Below are 14,450 nucleotides of genomic sequence, written 5' to 3' on the forward strand. Positions count from 1 at the left end.
GGCTTGCTCGCGAAAGCGGTGCGTCAGTCGCTGGAGAGGCTGACTGGTCCACCGCCTTCGCGAGCAAGCCCGCTCCCACATTTGGGGTGTATTCCAAGGCTAGAACTTGGTCTGTACCGCCAGCTCAAACGTGCGCGGCGCGCCCAGGTAGTACGCCGGGGAGACATGGGCAAACTCGGCATAGACTTCATTCGTCAGGTTACGCACGCGACCGGTGATCGAGGTGTGTGCGTCGACCTTGTAGCGCAGGAACGTCCCGAACAGCGTGTAAGCCGGCACTGTCTGGGTATTGGCGTTATCCGCGTACACCTGTGCCACGTACCGCGCATCCACGCCGCCTTGCCAATCCTCGGCAAAATCATACGTCAGCCACACATTACCCACGCGCTTGGGCACGTTGGTAGGCGTATTGCCCTTGCGCGAGACCACCGCGCCGCTGGCGATTTTCTCGTTGAACTCGTCGTACTCGGCATCTACCCAGGCGAAGTTGCCTTCTGCCAGCAGCCTTGGCGTGATGCGCAAGGAGCTGGCCAGTTCGATGCCTCTGGACGACTGCGCGCCGACCGGAATGCTGCTGGTGGGGTCTTGCGGATCGGTAACCGCAAAATCCTTGCGCTCGATTTTGTAGGCCGCCACGGTGGCCGAGCCCCGGCCGTCCAGATAATCGAACTTGCTGCCCACTTCCCACTGTTTGCCCGTCGATACATCGAACACTTGCGTGGTGGTACTCGGTTGCTCGGCAGCGGTGCTGTATTGCACATAGACATTGGCCGAGGGGATGAACTGGTACGTCAAGCCCACACGGCCGGTCACCGGCTCCCAGCTGCGGGTGAAATGCCTTGGGTTGCTGGCGGTCACCGCGCGGTGGTTGGTGACATCCAGGTCGATGGCGTCATAACGCAGACCGGTCAGCAGCGACAATTTGTCAGTCAAACCCAGGCGATTCTCCACGAACAGCGCCTTGGTGGTGACTTCGCTGGTCTTGTCCTTGCCGAAGCTTTCCCGGGTGCGCGGGATGTCGTAGAAGTGCCCTGGATCGAAGTTGTTCGGATCCACTGTGCTGTTGCCCGACACATTCAGCGGGGTGTTGGTGGTGCTGTTGACCTTGTACTCAAAGCCGCCGGACCAGGTGGTCGACAAGCCGAAGAGGCTGTCTTCGTGGCGCAGTTCGAACTGGTTGCCGTGCTGTTCACCCTGATGACGCACCTGATAGGCAGTAGAGCGGTTCACCGCGCTGTTGTCGGCGTTGTACTGGTAGGTTTCCAGGTTGCGGTAATCGCGCTGACTGTCCAGGTGGTAGAGCGTGTTCTTCAGGGTGGTGCTGTCGTTGATACGGTAGTCGATGATCGAGCGCGCCCAGATCGTGCGTTGCTCGTAACGGCCATCGGCGACGTTGTAGTTGTTGAAACGGTTGTGCTTGTCGATCTTCAGCTCGCCGGCCTTGGGGTTGAGCACCGGCGTGCCCCAGTAGGGGCTGTCCTCGTGTTCATCCTGATATTCCAGGGCCAGCGTATGCGAAAGGTTGGGAGTGAGATCACTGAGCAGGGAAAACGCCAGGCTCCAGGCGTCGCGCTGGTCGCGATCGATGTAGCTGTGGTTGGTATTGCGGCTCACATCCAGGCGCGCGTAGTGCTGGACGTCGGCGCCAGGGTCGGTGAGCGCGTGGTTGACCCCCAAGGCCATGCCGACGGTGTCGTAGCTGCCGTAGGTCAGTTGGCCCTCGGCGGCCTGTTCCTCGCGGGTGGCCAACTTGGTCACGTAGTTGAGTGACCCCCCCACGGAGCCGGCGCCGTTGATCAGGGAGGAGGGGCCGCCGACCAATTCCACTCGGTCATAAATCCAGGCATCCACCGGTCGGGCCAGGCCCGTGGCGACGTTGATGCCATTGAACATCTGGGTGATCTGGTTGCTGGTGAAGCCACGATACGACACAAATCCGCCAAACCCCGGCGGCGCGCTGGCGTTGACGCCGGGCAGGGTGTTGGCCGCATCGCGGAAGGTCTTCGCCCCATGGCGCTCGATATCGTTGCGATTGGCAATCGCCACCGACGCCGGGGTTTCCCGCACGCTCAAGCCCAGCCGCGAAGCGACGCCGCTGGATTGGTCCAGGGCCAGGCCGGGCTCGGCGGTTTGTTCGCCATCAACGGTGGTAGGCGCCAGTTCAATGGCCCAGGTGCAGACAGGCAGGCAGCCGAAAAGGCCCGCCAACAGAGGTAAATGTTTCATGTTGAATCCTGAAAAACTTGGCTCGAAAACAACGCACGGCCGCCCGTCCTTCCTTGCGGAAACGGTGGTCAGTGCAGATCGGAACGCGAAGGATCAGGCGAGGGCGGGTGGCGCACGCGGATGGGCCGTGGGCCAGGTGAAACGGGCAGGGATGTCAGCGGCAGCAACGATCGCCGGCGGTGGCGCATGGGGTTGCGGCAACACCGCCACATTCAGGCTGGAATTGAGCGCCGGGCCCATGCCGCCGGTCGAGCACAACGGGCAACCAAACGCCTTGGACAGCGTCGGCAACTGCTCATCGGCGGAGTTGGACGGCTTGGGTGCCTGGGTACGCGGGTCGACGGTACAGAACTGCCCGCCGATGCCGTTGAGTTGCATCCCGACCATCTGCCCATGACCAATACTGCAGGCGAACACATTGAACAGGACGCAGCAATACAGCATCCAGGCAATGAGCGAGCGGTCGGCACGGGCGATTTTCATGGGGCGGCACTTTACCATCAGCCGCCGACGAAATGCCTGCAAAAAATCTCAGGGCGACTATCCTGTCTCGCATCTTTTCAGGGAGAACCGTCATGAGCTTTGTCATCGCACGATGGATCGTCGGCGTATTCACCTGTATCAGCATGGTGCACCTGTACTGGGCCGCCGGCGGCAAACTCGGCAGTCTCGCCGCCATCCCCCAACTACCCGGTGAATTCGCCAGCGGCCCACGCCCGGCGTTCAAACCCTCGGCGCTGGGGACCTTTCTGGTCGCGATGGGGCTAGTGGCGATCGCGCTGCTGGTGTGCCTGCGAGCGGGTTTGTATTTCTCGGCGGTGTCCCATGGGGCGTTGCAATGGGGAATCAGCGCGATTGCCGTGGTGATGTTTGCCAGGGCGATTGGGGATTCGGAGTTGGTGGGGTTCTTCAAGAAAGTCGGTGGGTCGAGGTTTGCGCGACTGGATACGTATTTTTATTCGCCGTTGTGTCTGGTGTTGGGGGTAGGGTTGTTGGTGGTGGCGTGGGGGTGAACTTGGCTTCGTTAGCCTAAGCCCAACTGACGCAGTCATGGTCGTCCATGTAAATCAAGAACGACAAACTTATGTCCGTCATCCTAAATGGATATCCCGTTCTTTCAGATAAAATACGTTCAAGTTGTCGGGAGTTTTCAATCGGTCGGGAAAATCGCACCCAGCGGCGTAAAAAGTTTCGCAAAGAGATATTATTAATACCTTCAACTCATCGGTGTTAAGTTTTCTGTTTTTGATCCATGGCTTTTCTAAAGCTTCATCAAGCTCTGTTTCTAAGTAAATCATTGAGTAATGCCAATGCTAGAGCGGCTTACGCGGAGTGGTTTAATCAAAAATGGCATTGGGTGAAGGGGGCGAATGGAGGCTGGCTACGGGGCATAGGAAGCCCATCATGTATTTATGAACTCAAAAAAATAATCATCAGCTCCGTTCATATAAATATTTGGTTCGCAAAGTGAAATGTATTTAGCCTTGAATTCAATTGATGCGTTTTTGTTGGTTGCTTGAAAGTAAAATTGATCCTCATTGCGTGTGATGGTCAAGAAAAACACTTTTCGGATGGGTAGGTTTTTTATTTTCAAGTCGCGAATGCCATGGCAATCAATCCCCATTCTGCAAGTGTTATAGCCTTTGCCCTCCTATTCTATCTGCAAAGAAAATAATGCGATTTTTCCAATCTCTACAGGTTTGATGAATAACTTCTCGAAGACTATATTTCTCTCTAGTTCATTCCAGTATTTCATTCTTATCCTGAAATCGTAATGTTCCTTGGCTGTGCGTAGGGCGCGAAAACAAAGCGTCCAGCTGTTGCGCAGAACCATCGCCCTGCACCCGTACTTGATAGCATCCGTGACGTCTCGGCAAAGGGCAAGGCATCGGATTCTGCCGCAGGAAAAAACCGCTGGATGAGCGGTTCCAAAAATCAGAAAAGGCCCACCCATCGAGGGAAAAGCCTCAAAAAAACACCCCCCGAAGCAACACAAAAAAGCGCCGCAGCTGATTGCAGTTGCGCTGGCAGAATGAATCTCAAATAAAAACTTCTCTCATTACTACCCGATTTCCGGACATGGCCGTCATGGTTTATAGAACCTCTCCTACACAGGATTTCCCATGTCGCGCCTCGCTCGTCCTTTGCATCCACTGGCCCTTTCAGTGGCGATAGCCTTTGCCGCCGTGCCGTTGCTGACCGTCCAGACCTCCTTCGCCGAAGAAAGCCGCGCGGTGCGTGGTTTCCAGATTCCGGCTGGCGACTTGAGCCAGGCTCTCAACAGCCTGGCCGAGCAGGCGGGCCTGGTGCTGGCATTCGACGCAAGCCTGACGCGAGGTAAGCACAGCAACGGCCTGAGCGGGCAATACGATATCGACGTGGCGCTGACCCAGTTGCTCGCCGGCAGCGGCCTGCAGGCCCTGAAGCTCTCCGCCGATCGCTACCGCCTGGAGGCCATCGCGCAGAGCGGCGGCGCCATGGAGTTGCAGGCCACCACCATCAGCGGCGCGTACCAGAGCGAAAGCCCCACCGGGCCGGTCTCCGGTTATGTCGCGACGCGCAGTTTGTCGGGGACCAAGACCGACACCGCGGTGATCGAGACCCCACAGTCGATCTCGATTGTCACCAAAGACCAGATGCGCGCGCAAAATGCCGAGAGCCTCAACCAGATCCTGCGCTACAGCGCCGCCGTGATCCCGGAAACCCGTGGCGCCACCGCGTCGCGCCTGGACCAACTGACCATTCGCGGCTTTGCCCCGGCCACCTACCTGGACGGCTTGCGGATGCCATCGAGCCGTGACGCCTTGCCACAAAAAGACGCGTTCGACCTGGAGCGCGTCGAAGTGCTGCGCGGCCCGGCCTCGGTGCTGTACGGGCAGGGCACGCCGAGCGGGGTGGTCAACATGGTCAGCAAGCGCCCGCTGGATACACCGTTCCACGAAGTGGGCGTTGAATACGGCACGTTCAACAAGAAACGCACCACCTTCGACCTGAGCGGCCCGATCGATGACCAAGGCGTGTATTCCTACCGCGTCGCCGGCCTTTTCGATGATGCGGACGGCCAGGTCGAACACACCGAGACTCGCCGCCAGTCGCTGTCCAGCGCATTCACCTGGCGCCCGGATGAGGACACTTCGCTGACCTTGCTCGGGCATTTCCAGAAGGATCCCAAGGGCGCGTCCTACGGTTCAATCCCGGCGTGGGGCTCGGTGCTGCATAGCCCGACCGGGCGCAAGATCGATGTGGATTTCTACGACGGCGAGAAGAATTTCGAAAAAAGCGACCGCGAGTACTACTCCCTCGGTTATGCGTTCGAACATCACTTCAACGATGTGTGGACGGTGCGCCAGAACGCCCGTTACCTGCGCACCGAGGGCCAGTACCGCAGCCTCTACAGCAACTACCTGTTGACGGACTACCGCACCATCCGACGCTCGACCATCGCCAGTGACGTCGACATGGATGCCTACACCCTCGACAACCAGCTGCAGGCCAAGTTTGACACCGGGCCGTTGCAGCACACGCTGTTGATGGGCCTCGATTACCAGAACACCAGCACCGACACCAAGTCCGGTTCGGGCGTTTACACCGCCGGGCCGACCCTCGACATTTTCAATCCGGTCTACGGCGCGGCCGTCCCGGTACCGGCGTACACCACGGATGGCACCTCGCGCAGCGAACAGACCGGCGTGTATCTGCAAGAGCAGATGAAGTGGGACAAGTGGGTGCTGCTGCTGGGTGGTCGCTATGACTGGGCAAGCACCGACAACAGCACGCAGACCCTGAGTACCGGTGCCAAGACCAAGTCTTCCCTGGACAGCAAGGCGTTTACCGGCCGGGTCGGCCTGGTCTACCTGTTCGACAATGGCCTGGCGCCGTATGCCAGCTATGCGGAGTCGTTCAACCCGCAGTCGGGCACCGGGTATGGCGGTTCGGTATTCAAGCCGACGGAAGGCAAGCAGTACGAAATCGGCATCAAGTACCAGCCGCCGGGCAGCAACAGCTTTATCACCGCGGCGATTTTCGACCTGCGCCAGACCAATGTACTCACGACCGACCCGGATCCGACCCACCTGTGCGGTTCCGGTCGCTGCCAGAGCCAGGACGGTGAGGTGCAGTCGCGAGGCTTTGAACTCGAAGGCAAGGCCAGCCTCAACGACAACCTGGATATCACCGCGGCCTATGCCTACCTGGATAACCGCATCAGCAAGTCCAACAGCACCGTGCGCTATGCACCGATCAGTGATATCGGCGTAGGCCCTGCCATCGACGCCGAAGGCACCACCACCTACGCGGTACCGCGCCACACCGCTTCGGCGTGGGCCGACTACACCTTTCACGACGGCCACCTCAAGGGCTTCGGCGTCGGCGCCGGCGCGCGCTATGTCGGTTCGTCCTGGGGCGATACCGCCAACACCCTGAAGGTGCCGGGCTACACGCTGTTCGACGCGGCGGTGCACTACGACATCCCGAATATCGCCAACCTCAAGGACAACCTGCGCCTGGCGCTCAACGCCACTAACCTGGCGGACAAAGAGTACGTCGCCTCCTGCTACTCGTACTCGTGGTGCTGGTATGGCTCGCAGCGCACGGTGCAGGCGAGCGCGACCTACCAGTGGTGATCTGAACAAAGGCCTTGGCGAACACGTACGCGAGCAGCATCGCCAAGGCTTGTCAGGGCGCGCGTGAACGCTAGCCCGTAAGGCATTCGAGGAGACGTTGACCCAAGGCCTCGGCGCTGGCCTGGGAATCGATATTGGCAAAGCCCAGCAGCAGGCCGGGGCCGGTTTGCTGCACCATGCTCCAATCGCTCAAGGCCTCGGCAAAAATGCCGGCGTCGGCCAGCTTCTTCACCAGCAAACGGTCCGATAGTGGAGCCTTGAGCCGCAGGACCAGGTGCATCCCGCCCGGCTGCGCATCGATGCCAATATGCTCGCCCAACACCTTGCGCAGGCCGTTGGCGGTGGCGTCGCGGCGTTCGCCATAGAGCTTGCGCATGCGCTGGATATGGCGGGCGAAATGCCCCTCGGCGATAAAGCTGGCGACGATCGCCTGGGTCAGTTCCGGGCAATGGCCGAGAAAGCTCTGGCTCACCTGCGCAAAGTGCGCAACCTGGGAGGAGGGTACCACCAAGTAGGCCAGGCGAATGCCGGGGAACAGCACTTTGCTGAACGTGCCGGCGTACAGCACGCGACCCTCGCGGTCCAGGCTCTTGAGGGCAGGCAGCGGGCGGCTGACATAACGGTATTCGCCGTCATAATCGTCTTCGATGATCCACGCCTGCTGGCGCGTGGCCCATTCCAGCAACTCCAGGCGACGCGGCAGCGACAGCGACACGCACAGTGGGCTCTGGTGGGCGGGGGTGACGATCACCGCACGGGCGTCGCCGGCCTGGCGCACGCACAGGCCATCGGCGTCTACCGGGAGCGGCACGGTGTTGATGTGCAGGTACTCGAGCAGGGAGCGTGTCGGCGGGTAGCCCGGGTCTTCCACCAGCACCCGGTCGCCGGGCTTGAGCAACGCGTGGGTGATCAGGCTCAAGGTGTTGCGATAGCCCGAGGTGACAAACACCTGCTCCGGCGTGCAGTGGATACCCCGGGCCACCTGCAAATAGCTGGCGATGGCGGTCCGCAGCGCGGGCAGGCCCTGGACCGGCGGGTTGGCCATGTCGGCCAGTTGCGTGGCGCGCACGCAGCGGGCGGCGATTTTCGACCAGATCTTGCGCGGGAAGGCATCCAGCGCGGGCAGGCCCATCTGGAAGGGCAGCACCGGCTGCTGACGGCGCACCGCGTGGTAGGGCGCGGCCACCACGCGCGTGGGCAGGGCGGCCTCGATACCCTGGGCCACCACCGTTCCGGCCTGGCCGCGCGACTCCAGGTAGCCCTCGGCGGTGAGCAATGAGTAGGTGCTGTCGATGGTGCCGCGCGCCAGCCCCAGCTCCTTGGCCAGGGCCCGCGCCGCCGGTACGCGCTCGCCCGGCTTGAGCAGCCCTTCGGCAATGGCACTGCGAAAGCGCCAGTAAAGCTGGCGGTAGATCGGTTCGGCGTCGGTGAGATCCGGCGGGGGCAGGGTGTACATGGGGCCTGGCTCCAGGTCGTGGCTGATCGCACTCTACCGGGGCCATGACCCATTCCCAAGTGCCATAACTGCTATTAATGACCAGGCCATCATGGTCTATGCATCAGCGCCATTCTTGGCTCTTCAGAGGTGAGCCATGGCGCCGCAAGATGGCCCCTTCACTCAACCGCAACAGGATTTACCATGACCACTCGCCTCGATTACACCCAAGCATCCCCGGAAGGTTACAAGGCTTTCGGCGGCGTCTACGTCTACCTGCAGAACAGCGGCCTGCCCAAGGCGCTGATCGACCTGGTGTACCTGCGCGTTTCGCAGATCAACGGCTGCGCGTTCTGCATCGATATGCACTCGCGGGACCTGCTCAAGCAAGGCCTGGCCGTGGATAAACTGGTACTGGTGCCGGTGTGGCACGATGCCCACGACGTGTTTACCGCGCGGGAACGCATCGCCCTGGCCTTCGCTGAAGCCGTTACCCGCAGTGATGTGTCGGACGCGGACTACGCTGCCGCCGCCGCCGAATTCAATGCCAAGGAACTGGCTGACCTGACTTACGGCATCGCCCTGATGAACGCCTTTAACCGCCTTGGCGTCACCTTTCGCACCACGCCCGCAGCGGCGGCCTGAAACATTGCGCAAGAAGGCAATTTAATGGCCCCCCTGTAGGCAAATCCTCGCCAAAATCACTTTTATTTTCAGGTGGTTAGGTGAGGAAGCAAATGCGCACTGTTGGAATCATGCTGATCGCCTGCTCATTGGCCGGCGGCGCGGCTGCCGTGCAGGCACGGGAGCTGCGCGAGGGTGACAAGTACATGTGCAGTTGGGGCGCCGGCACCGCCGCCAGGGCCCAGGAACTGAAGCTGTCGGGCGTGTCGCTGTATGCCGCGCGGCAGAAGATCCAGACCATCAAGTTCAGCAAATCGTGGATGCGCATGATGGCCATGGGCATCACCGAACAGACCTATGACAGCCGTTCACGGCTCAAGCCCGAGGCGATTCGCCAGAGTTTCTACCAGGATTGCCTGCGCTATAAAGTGGCGCGCAAATAACCTCCGGCGGTTTAAAACGACGGCGGTGAGCCGGCATCGTCCTGGAAAAATACGTTCGCCGTGGTGATAAACCACCGGTTCGCCTGGGACAGGTATTCAGCGGCGCGCCAGCACAGCTTGAAGTGCATGAACTGCGCAGGCTCGAATAATGATGCCGGGCAGTGCGCCGCAGGAGCAAACACCGCCCAGTGCAAAATCTGCGTAAGCCTGTCCAAGTTCGTCGCGGGCACCCTCGCCATACTGGTGCCAGGCAAACCAAGAGGCACAGACCATGACCGAGTATGTCTTCACCCCCGCGCAAACCCCCTCGTTGGCAGTCAAGGGCAGCGACGCGCGCTTCCCCTTGCGCCGGGTCTTTTGCGTCGGCCGCAACTACAGCGAACACGCCCGCGAAATGGGGCACGATCCGGACCGCGAACCGCCTTTTTTCTTCATGAAACCCGCAGACGCGGTGGTGCCGGCCGAGGGCGTGATCGCCTATCCGCCGCTGACCGCCGACCTGCATCACGAAGTCGAACTGGTGGTGGCGATCGGCAAGGGTGGGGTGGACATCAATCCTGAAGACGCCTTGTCCCACGTCTGGGGGTATGGCGTCGGCATCGACCTGACGCGCCGCGACCTGCAAGCCGAGGCGAAAAAGCTCTCACGTCCGTGGGAGTGGGCCAAGGCTTTTGACGAATCCGCACCGACCACCGCGTTGCAACCGGTGAGCGCCGTCGGGCATCCGTCCAGCGGCAAAATCTGGCTCGAGGTCAATGGTCAGCTCCGTCAGGTCGGCGACTTGGCGGACTTGATCTGGAACGTCAGCGAAGTGATCAGCCACGCCTCCAAATCCGCAGCCCTCAAGCCCGGCGACCTGATCTTCACCGGCACGCCTGCCGGTGTCGGTGCGGTGCAGCGCGGTGATGTGCTCAGCGCCGGCATCGACGGCCTTGGCGAGTTGCGTTTCACCCTCGGCCAGGGTTGAGGCTACAGTGGTGCCCAGGCCATCCGAGAGACCGTTATGCCAGGCACCCGCGTCACCACTTACGGCATGGAGCAGCGCAGCGACCGCCCCGACTTCTACATCCGCGACAAACGCGGCAGGGCGGCGCTGACCAGTCCTCATCGCCATGAGTATTTCCAGATCCAGATCAACCTTGGCGGCGACACCGTGCAGCATATCGGCGGCGCGGTGCGGCCGTTCCCGCGTAACGCCCTGGCATTCATCCTGCCGCATCGGCTGCATGTGATCCCGCATCCCGAGGATGGCGAGTTCTTGTTGATCAACTTCAGCCAGGCGTTTTTCCTGCCGCAGTTGACGTGCGATCCGCTGGACCTGGAAGACATCCCCATCGGCCAGGCGCCGGAACTGTCGCCGTTTCGCTTCCAGGAACAGCTGGACTTCATCCTCGACGATGCCACGTTCGAGCAGGTCAAAACCTGGCTGGCGCATATGCGCGACCTGGATGCCCATCGCACTTTCGGCGCGCGCGAGCGCCTCAAGGGCTATCTGTTCCAGCTGATCGGCCTGGTCTGCGAGCAATACGCCGAGCCGTTACAGGCGTTCGCTGCCAACAACGCCACCCGACGCGGGCGCAAGGATGCCCTGGCGCGGGTGCAGGCGCATATCCGCGAGCACCTGCATGAACCGACCCTCAACCTGACCGATACGGCCGCCGCGGCCTTTTTGTCGCCCAACTACCTGACCCACCTGCTGCGCAAGGAAACCGGCAAGCCTTTCTCGCAACTGGTGCTCGACCGCCGCATGCAATTGGCGCGCACGCTGTTGCTCAACGGCACGCAGATGATTGGCGTGATTGCACATCGCTGTGGGTTTACCGATGAGGCGTACTTTTCCCGCTGTTTCCGCAAGGCTCACGGCATGGCGCCGGGGCAATTCAGGCGTCAATCCACTGCATAGCGGCCGGCTTGCCGCCGCCTGTTAAGGCGTTTTACAAATCCACGACAATCGGTGTGTTTCTATTTGCATACAATTGCGCACTTCATCAGGGAGGCCAGTATGCAAACACGTATCCGCGTGGCGACGACGGATGACATCGACACGCTTTTTGCCATCCGCACCTCGGTGGTGCAGAACCACCTGAGCCGCGAGCAGATGGCCGGCCTGGGCATCACGCCGCAGGTGCTGGCCGACACTATCCAGGCAGCGCCCTGTGTCTGGATTGCCGAGGTTGAGGGCCAGCCGGTGGCGTTTGCCATGGTCGACCTGGCGCAGGGAGAGGTGTTTGCAATGTTCGTCTTGCCGTCGCACGAGCGCCTTGGCCTTGGACGCCAGTTGATGGCCGTGGCCGAGGCGGCGCTGTTCAAGCATCACCAGCGACTGTTCCTGATCACCGATGGTGGTGCCGACATTCGCGCCAACGGTTTCTACCAACGCCTGGGCTGGTCGGTAGTGGGCCGGGTCGAGGGTGACGACGTGCGTTATGAAAAGAGCAGGGTGGACTGAACCATGAGGCCCCTTGAGCCGCAGCCGTCCAACAGCCTGCGCTACTATGCGGTCGGGGTGCTGTGCGTGGCGGTGCTGCTCGGGGGGTATTTCATGCAGCTCAACGCCAAGGCGGATCGCCAGCGCGAGGAGGCCGCCGAGCGCCTGGCACTGTGTCGGCAAGTTGAGCGGGTTGCCAGTGTGGCAGTGTCCGGCAGCCTTGAACTTCGCGATAGCTGCAAACAGTTGAGCGAACAGTCGATCAGCAGAGGCGCACCGAATTAATCAATAACCCTTTCTTATACGTGGATATATAGCGGAAGTTGCACCAAAAAGTGGCATTAATACCGCTGACTCCCTTTAAAAAAGTGTGGTTATTGAATGACTTACAACACTTTTAATCCGACGAAAGGATTAAAATAATCTTGTTACGGCTTTTTACAATCGGTAATATTGCCGGGCGTTCACCTCCCACGGTTTATGCATTTTTAAATCCCAAGTTTCCATCAGCTACTTGGGATTTTTTTTGCCTGTGATTTGACCTCGGCGTCAAACTTCACCCTCGGCAAACTCTGCGCGCATGCGTCCATTACGTTTGGCCTGGTACAGCAACTTGTCGACGTCTTCGACAAACCCCAGCATCGCACTCTCGGGTGTGACGATCCGCGTACCGACACCCAGGCTCAAGGTCAGTTGGTTGGCGACGGGCGAAAAGCCGTGTTCAATCTGCTGCTGGCGGATCAGATGCAGGCAGCGTTGTGCCACTTGCCGGGCCGACGCCGCGTCGGTTTCCGGCAGCAGCCACACGAACTCTTCACCGCCGATACGCGCAATGAAATCCCGTGGGCGATTGGCCGCCTGCGACAGTGTGCGTGCCACCTGGCGCAGGCATTCGTCACCCTTGATATGCCCGTAGTGGTCGTTGTACTGCTTGAAAAAATCGATATCCAGGATGATCAACGACAGCGGCAACTGGCTGCGCTGGGCGCTGGCCCATTCGCGCTCCAGCACGGTGTCGAACATGCGCCGGTTGGCGATGCCGGTGAGGCCGTCCTGGTAGGAATATTCCTCGAGTTGTTTCTGCAGGCGCACCAGGTGTTCTTCGGTCTTCTTGCGCTCGCTGATATCGAACATGAAGCCAATCAGTGCCTCGACTTCACCCTCTTTGCGCACCACATGCACCACGTCGCGAATCCACACGTAGTCGCCATTCGCCGTCAGCGCGCGGTAATCAGCCTCGTGGTCGACGCCGGCGCGCGATTGCGACACGCAGAAATTCACCACGTATTCGCGGTCATCCGGGTGCATGCGTTCGACCCAGTCATCGACGCTGACCCAGCTTTGCGGGGTCCAGCCGAGCAATGCCTCGATCTGCGGGCCGATATAGCTGAAGGTCATGGTCTGCCAATCGATGCGCCAGGGGATGGCCTTGGTCGACTCCAATAGCGTCTTGTACACGTCACTGTCGGGCTGGCTCGGAGGGGCGGTGCGCATGCTGGAATGCTCGAGATGATGGCCAAAAGCCAAGAGCGTCTTTTGATCCACGCCTGGAGTCAAGCCCGGGCTTTGGCAGTAGACGAGAGGTCTGGTTGACCGCTTTTCTGACGCCAGCGAACCGGCGGTTTCGGGGCAAAATGAGTCAGGGTTGGCACTTTTGCGCGAATAGCCCCATCCCCTGCAAAACCTCATCTACTCTGTCTGCATCACAACTACCGGGTGAGGCCCAGGGAAGGGGACTTATCATGATTTCCATCGTCGAATTCAACCGCATCATGGCCTCCGGCTTCCTGCCGCTTGCGTGCGATTGCACGGTGAACAGCGACGGTTCGCTGCGCATCAGCGTGTTCGAGCCAGTGTCCGGACGCGTCGACCTGCTGCTGACGCGCGTGTCCCCCGAGGGTCTGGACAGCATCCGTTCCATCGCAAACCTGATCGGCGAACTGCGCACCGAGCTCAAGGCCGGGCGCCGTGGATTTGCGGCGGTCAGTTAGCTGTCGACGGTGTGGCTGGGCGTGTCGAGCGCGCCGTAGTAGCGCCAGCAGCAATGGCGGTGCTCCGGCAGGATCACGCAACCGCTGAGGCTGACGATCAGCAGGGCGGCAACCAGCATGGTAAGGCGACGGTACATGGTGTTTCCTCTTGGTTTTACCTGCGTTAATCCTTCAACGCGGCCACCCGCGTAAATCCGTCGCGAAGCTTTCAGATATTTCATCAAGCCCTCTCATTCCCTGCGCAATACTGCTGGCGAGCACTGCCCGAAAATAAATCCGCGCGGCCCGCGACGGATTTTTTGCGCACCCGCCGTTCAACCCATCAGCAACCCGCACTTTCGCCGGTTGCATGAAGGAGTTGCCATGAGACCCCTGGCCAAATTGCGTTTTGCCTTGCTTGCTCCGCTGGCCCTCGCCGCGTTTGTGAGCACCCCGACTTTTGCCCAGACCGAAATCATCATCCAGCAGGCACCCCCGCCGCAGCGTGTGGAAGTGATTCCCGCCCAGCGCCCCGGCTACGCCTGGGACCGAGGCCACTGGCGCTGGGAAGGGCGCGGCTACGGTTGGGTGCCGGGTCACTGGCAGCCGGTGATGCGCAATGCGCGTTGGGAGCCCGGCCACTGGGAAGCCCATGGTCCGAACTGGTACTGGCGCGAAGGGCATTGGATCCGCTGAAACTTG

General features: G+C 60.5%; 15 protein-coding genes and 1 pseudogene. 10 read left to right on the top strand and 6 right to left on the bottom strand.

Annotated elements, in window-relative coordinates; genetic code table 11:
• Window positions 1–99: 99 nt before the first annotated feature.
• Both QMX97_RS16390 and QMX97_RS16395 read right to left on the bottom strand, forming a co-directional pair.
• Entirely contained in the window at window positions 100–2,226 is a 2,127-nt protein-coding gene (locus QMX97_RS16390; RefSeq protein WP_282397264.1) for a TonB-dependent receptor, read from the bottom strand.
• Window positions 2,227–2,319: 93 nt separating this feature from the next.
• A complete protein-coding gene (locus QMX97_RS16395; RefSeq protein ID WP_065906318.1) occupies window positions 2,320–2,709 on the bottom strand; it encodes a DUF2946 domain-containing protein in 390 nt (129 codons plus the stop codon).
• Between the two features lie 92 nt (window positions 2,710–2,801).
• Between QMX97_RS16395 and QMX97_RS16400 the strand changes: the two genes are divergently transcribed.
• Window positions 2,802–3,239, top strand: coding sequence for a DUF3995 domain-containing protein (locus QMX97_RS16400; protein WP_065906320.1), 438 nt, complete (start codon window positions 2,802–2,804; stop codon window positions 3,237–3,239).
• 1,110 nt (window positions 3,240–4,349) lie between these two features.
• The gene (locus tag QMX97_RS16405; RefSeq protein ID WP_282397265.1) at window positions 4,350–6,848 is read left to right on the top strand and encodes a TonB-dependent siderophore receptor; all 2,499 of its coding nucleotides are present in this window, start codon (window positions 4,350–4,352) and stop codon (window positions 6,846–6,848) included.
• Between the two features lie 70 nt (window positions 6,849–6,918).
• Here the strand turns inward: QMX97_RS16405 and QMX97_RS16410 are convergent, their stop codons facing one another.
• Window positions 6,919–8,304 (bottom strand): PLP-dependent aminotransferase family protein, encoded by a 1,386-nt coding sequence (locus QMX97_RS16410; protein WP_282397266.1) that lies wholly within the window; start codon window positions 8,302–8,304, stop codon window positions 6,919–6,921.
• A gap of 183 nt (window positions 8,305–8,487) precedes the next feature.
• On the opposite strand from QMX97_RS16410, the gene QMX97_RS16415 reads away from it, so the two are divergent.
• Together QMX97_RS16415 and QMX97_RS16420 are read left to right on the top strand one after the other, a co-directional pair.
• The gene (locus QMX97_RS16415; RefSeq protein WP_120448339.1) at window positions 8,488–8,928 is read left to right on the top strand and encodes a carboxymuconolactone decarboxylase family protein; all 441 of its coding nucleotides are present in this window, start codon (window positions 8,488–8,490) and stop codon (window positions 8,926–8,928) included.
• A 92-nt stretch (window positions 8,929–9,020) separates the two neighbouring features.
• Window positions 9,021–9,350: a hypothetical protein gene (locus QMX97_RS16420; protein ID WP_065906328.1), complete on the top strand. Its 330-nt coding sequence runs from the start codon at window positions 9,021–9,023 to the stop codon at window positions 9,348–9,350.
• 11 nt (window positions 9,351–9,361) lie between these two features.
• On the opposite strand, the pseudogene QMX97_RS32120 reads toward QMX97_RS16420, so the two are convergent.
• Window positions 9,362–9,496: pseudogene (locus tag QMX97_RS32120) on the bottom strand (LysR family transcriptional regulator); the annotation flags it as partial.
• A gap of 125 nt (window positions 9,497–9,621) precedes the next feature.
• Here QMX97_RS32120 and QMX97_RS16425 point away from each other — a divergent pair.
• The 4 genes from QMX97_RS16425 (at window position 9,622) to QMX97_RS16440 (ending at window position 12,063) form a co-directional block, all read left to right on the top strand.
• Complete coding sequence (locus QMX97_RS16425; RefSeq protein ID WP_282397267.1) at window positions 9,622–10,317, top strand: fumarylacetoacetate hydrolase family protein; 696 nt, start codon at window positions 9,622–9,624, stop codon at window positions 10,315–10,317.
• Between the two features lie 36 nt (window positions 10,318–10,353).
• A complete protein-coding gene (locus QMX97_RS16430) occupies window positions 10,354–11,253 on the top strand; it encodes a helix-turn-helix domain-containing protein (RefSeq protein ID WP_201144139.1) in 900 nt (299 codons plus the stop codon).
• A 99-nt stretch (window positions 11,254–11,352) separates the two neighbouring features.
• Window positions 11,353–11,799, top strand: coding sequence for a GNAT family N-acetyltransferase (locus QMX97_RS16435; RefSeq protein WP_282397268.1), 447 nt, complete (start codon window positions 11,353–11,355; stop codon window positions 11,797–11,799).
• 3 nt (window positions 11,800–11,802) lie between these two features.
• On the top strand, window positions 11,803–12,063 hold the full coding sequence (locus tag QMX97_RS16440) for a hypothetical protein (RefSeq protein ID WP_065906336.1): 261 nt from the start codon (window positions 11,803–11,805) through the stop codon (window positions 12,061–12,063).
• Between the two features lie 264 nt (window positions 12,064–12,327).
• Here QMX97_RS16440 and QMX97_RS16445 read toward each other — a convergent pair whose 3' ends face one another.
• On the bottom strand, window positions 12,328–13,272 hold the full coding sequence (locus QMX97_RS16445) for a GGDEF domain-containing protein (RefSeq protein WP_282397269.1): 945 nt from the start codon (window positions 13,270–13,272) through the stop codon (window positions 12,328–12,330).
• A gap of 248 nt (window positions 13,273–13,520) precedes the next feature.
• Between QMX97_RS16445 and QMX97_RS16450 the strand changes: the two genes are divergently transcribed.
• On the top strand, window positions 13,521–13,769 hold the full coding sequence (locus QMX97_RS16450; protein ID WP_065906338.1) for a DUF1652 domain-containing protein: 249 nt from the start codon (window positions 13,521–13,523) through the stop codon (window positions 13,767–13,769).
• Here the strand turns inward: QMX97_RS16450 and QMX97_RS16455 are convergent.
• Window positions 13,766–13,906 carry a hypothetical protein gene (locus QMX97_RS16455; protein ID WP_162946075.1) on the bottom strand — a complete coding sequence of 47 codons (141 nt, stop codon included), beginning with the start codon at window positions 13,904–13,906 and terminating at the stop codon, window positions 13,766–13,768. The two genes, QMX97_RS16450 and QMX97_RS16455, sit on opposite strands and share 4 nt — an antisense overlap.
• A gap of 226 nt (window positions 13,907–14,132) precedes the next feature.
• On the opposite strand from QMX97_RS16455, the gene QMX97_RS16460 reads away from it, so the two are divergent.
• The gene (locus QMX97_RS16460) at window positions 14,133–14,444 is read left to right on the top strand and encodes a YXWGXW repeat-containing protein (RefSeq protein WP_106804209.1); all 312 of its coding nucleotides are present in this window, start codon (window positions 14,133–14,135) and stop codon (window positions 14,442–14,444) included.
• Window positions 14,445–14,450: the final 6 nt, after the last annotated feature.

The sequence above is a fragment of the Pseudomonas sp. PS01298 genome, assembly GCF_029959745.1.
GTDB classification, from domain to species: Bacteria; Pseudomonadota; Gammaproteobacteria; order Pseudomonadales; family Pseudomonadaceae; genus Aquipseudomonas; species Aquipseudomonas aylmerensis.

Coding starts and splice junctions, on each gene's coding strand:
- QMX97_RS16405 (WP_282397265.1), top strand. CDS start 4,350: ATGTCGCGCCTCGCTCGTCCTTTGCATCCACTGGCCCTTTCAGTGGCG.
- QMX97_RS16420 (WP_065906328.1), top strand. CDS start 9,021: ATGCGCACTGTTGGAATCATGCTGATCGCCTGCTCATTGGCCGGCGGC.
- QMX97_RS16450 (WP_065906338.1), top strand. CDS start 13,521: ATGATTTCCATCGTCGAATTCAACCGCATCATGGCCTCCGGCTTCCTG.
- QMX97_RS16430 (WP_201144139.1), top strand. CDS start 10,354: ATGCCAGGCACCCGCGTCACCACTTACGGCATGGAGCAGCGCAGCGAC.
- QMX97_RS16435 (WP_282397268.1), top strand. CDS start 11,353: ATGCAAACACGTATCCGCGTGGCGACGACGGATGACATCGACACGCTT.
- QMX97_RS16440 (WP_065906336.1), top strand. CDS start 11,803: ATGAGGCCCCTTGAGCCGCAGCCGTCCAACAGCCTGCGCTACTATGCG.
- QMX97_RS16455 (WP_162946075.1), bottom strand. CDS start 13,906: ATGTACCGTCGCCTTACCATGCTGGTTGCCGCCCTGCTGATCGTCAGC.
- QMX97_RS16410 (WP_282397266.1), bottom strand. CDS start 8,304: ATGTACACCCTGCCCCCGCCGGATCTCACCGACGCCGAACCGATCTAC.
- QMX97_RS16460 (WP_106804209.1), top strand. CDS start 14,133: ATGAGACCCCTGGCCAAATTGCGTTTTGCCTTGCTTGCTCCGCTGGCC.
- QMX97_RS16425 (WP_282397267.1), top strand. CDS start 9,622: ATGACCGAGTATGTCTTCACCCCCGCGCAAACCCCCTCGTTGGCAGTC.
- QMX97_RS16400 (WP_065906320.1), top strand. CDS start 2,802: ATGAGCTTTGTCATCGCACGATGGATCGTCGGCGTATTCACCTGTATC.
- QMX97_RS16415 (WP_120448339.1), top strand. CDS start 8,488: ATGACCACTCGCCTCGATTACACCCAAGCATCCCCGGAAGGTTACAAG.
- QMX97_RS16445 (WP_282397269.1), bottom strand. CDS start 13,272: ATGCGCACCGCCCCTCCGAGCCAGCCCGACAGTGACGTGTACAAGACG.
- QMX97_RS16390 (WP_282397264.1), bottom strand. CDS start 2,226: ATGAAACATTTACCTCTGTTGGCGGGCCTTTTCGGCTGCCTGCCTGTC.
- QMX97_RS16395 (WP_065906318.1), bottom strand. CDS start 2,709: ATGAAAATCGCCCGTGCCGACCGCTCGCTCATTGCCTGGATGCTGTAT.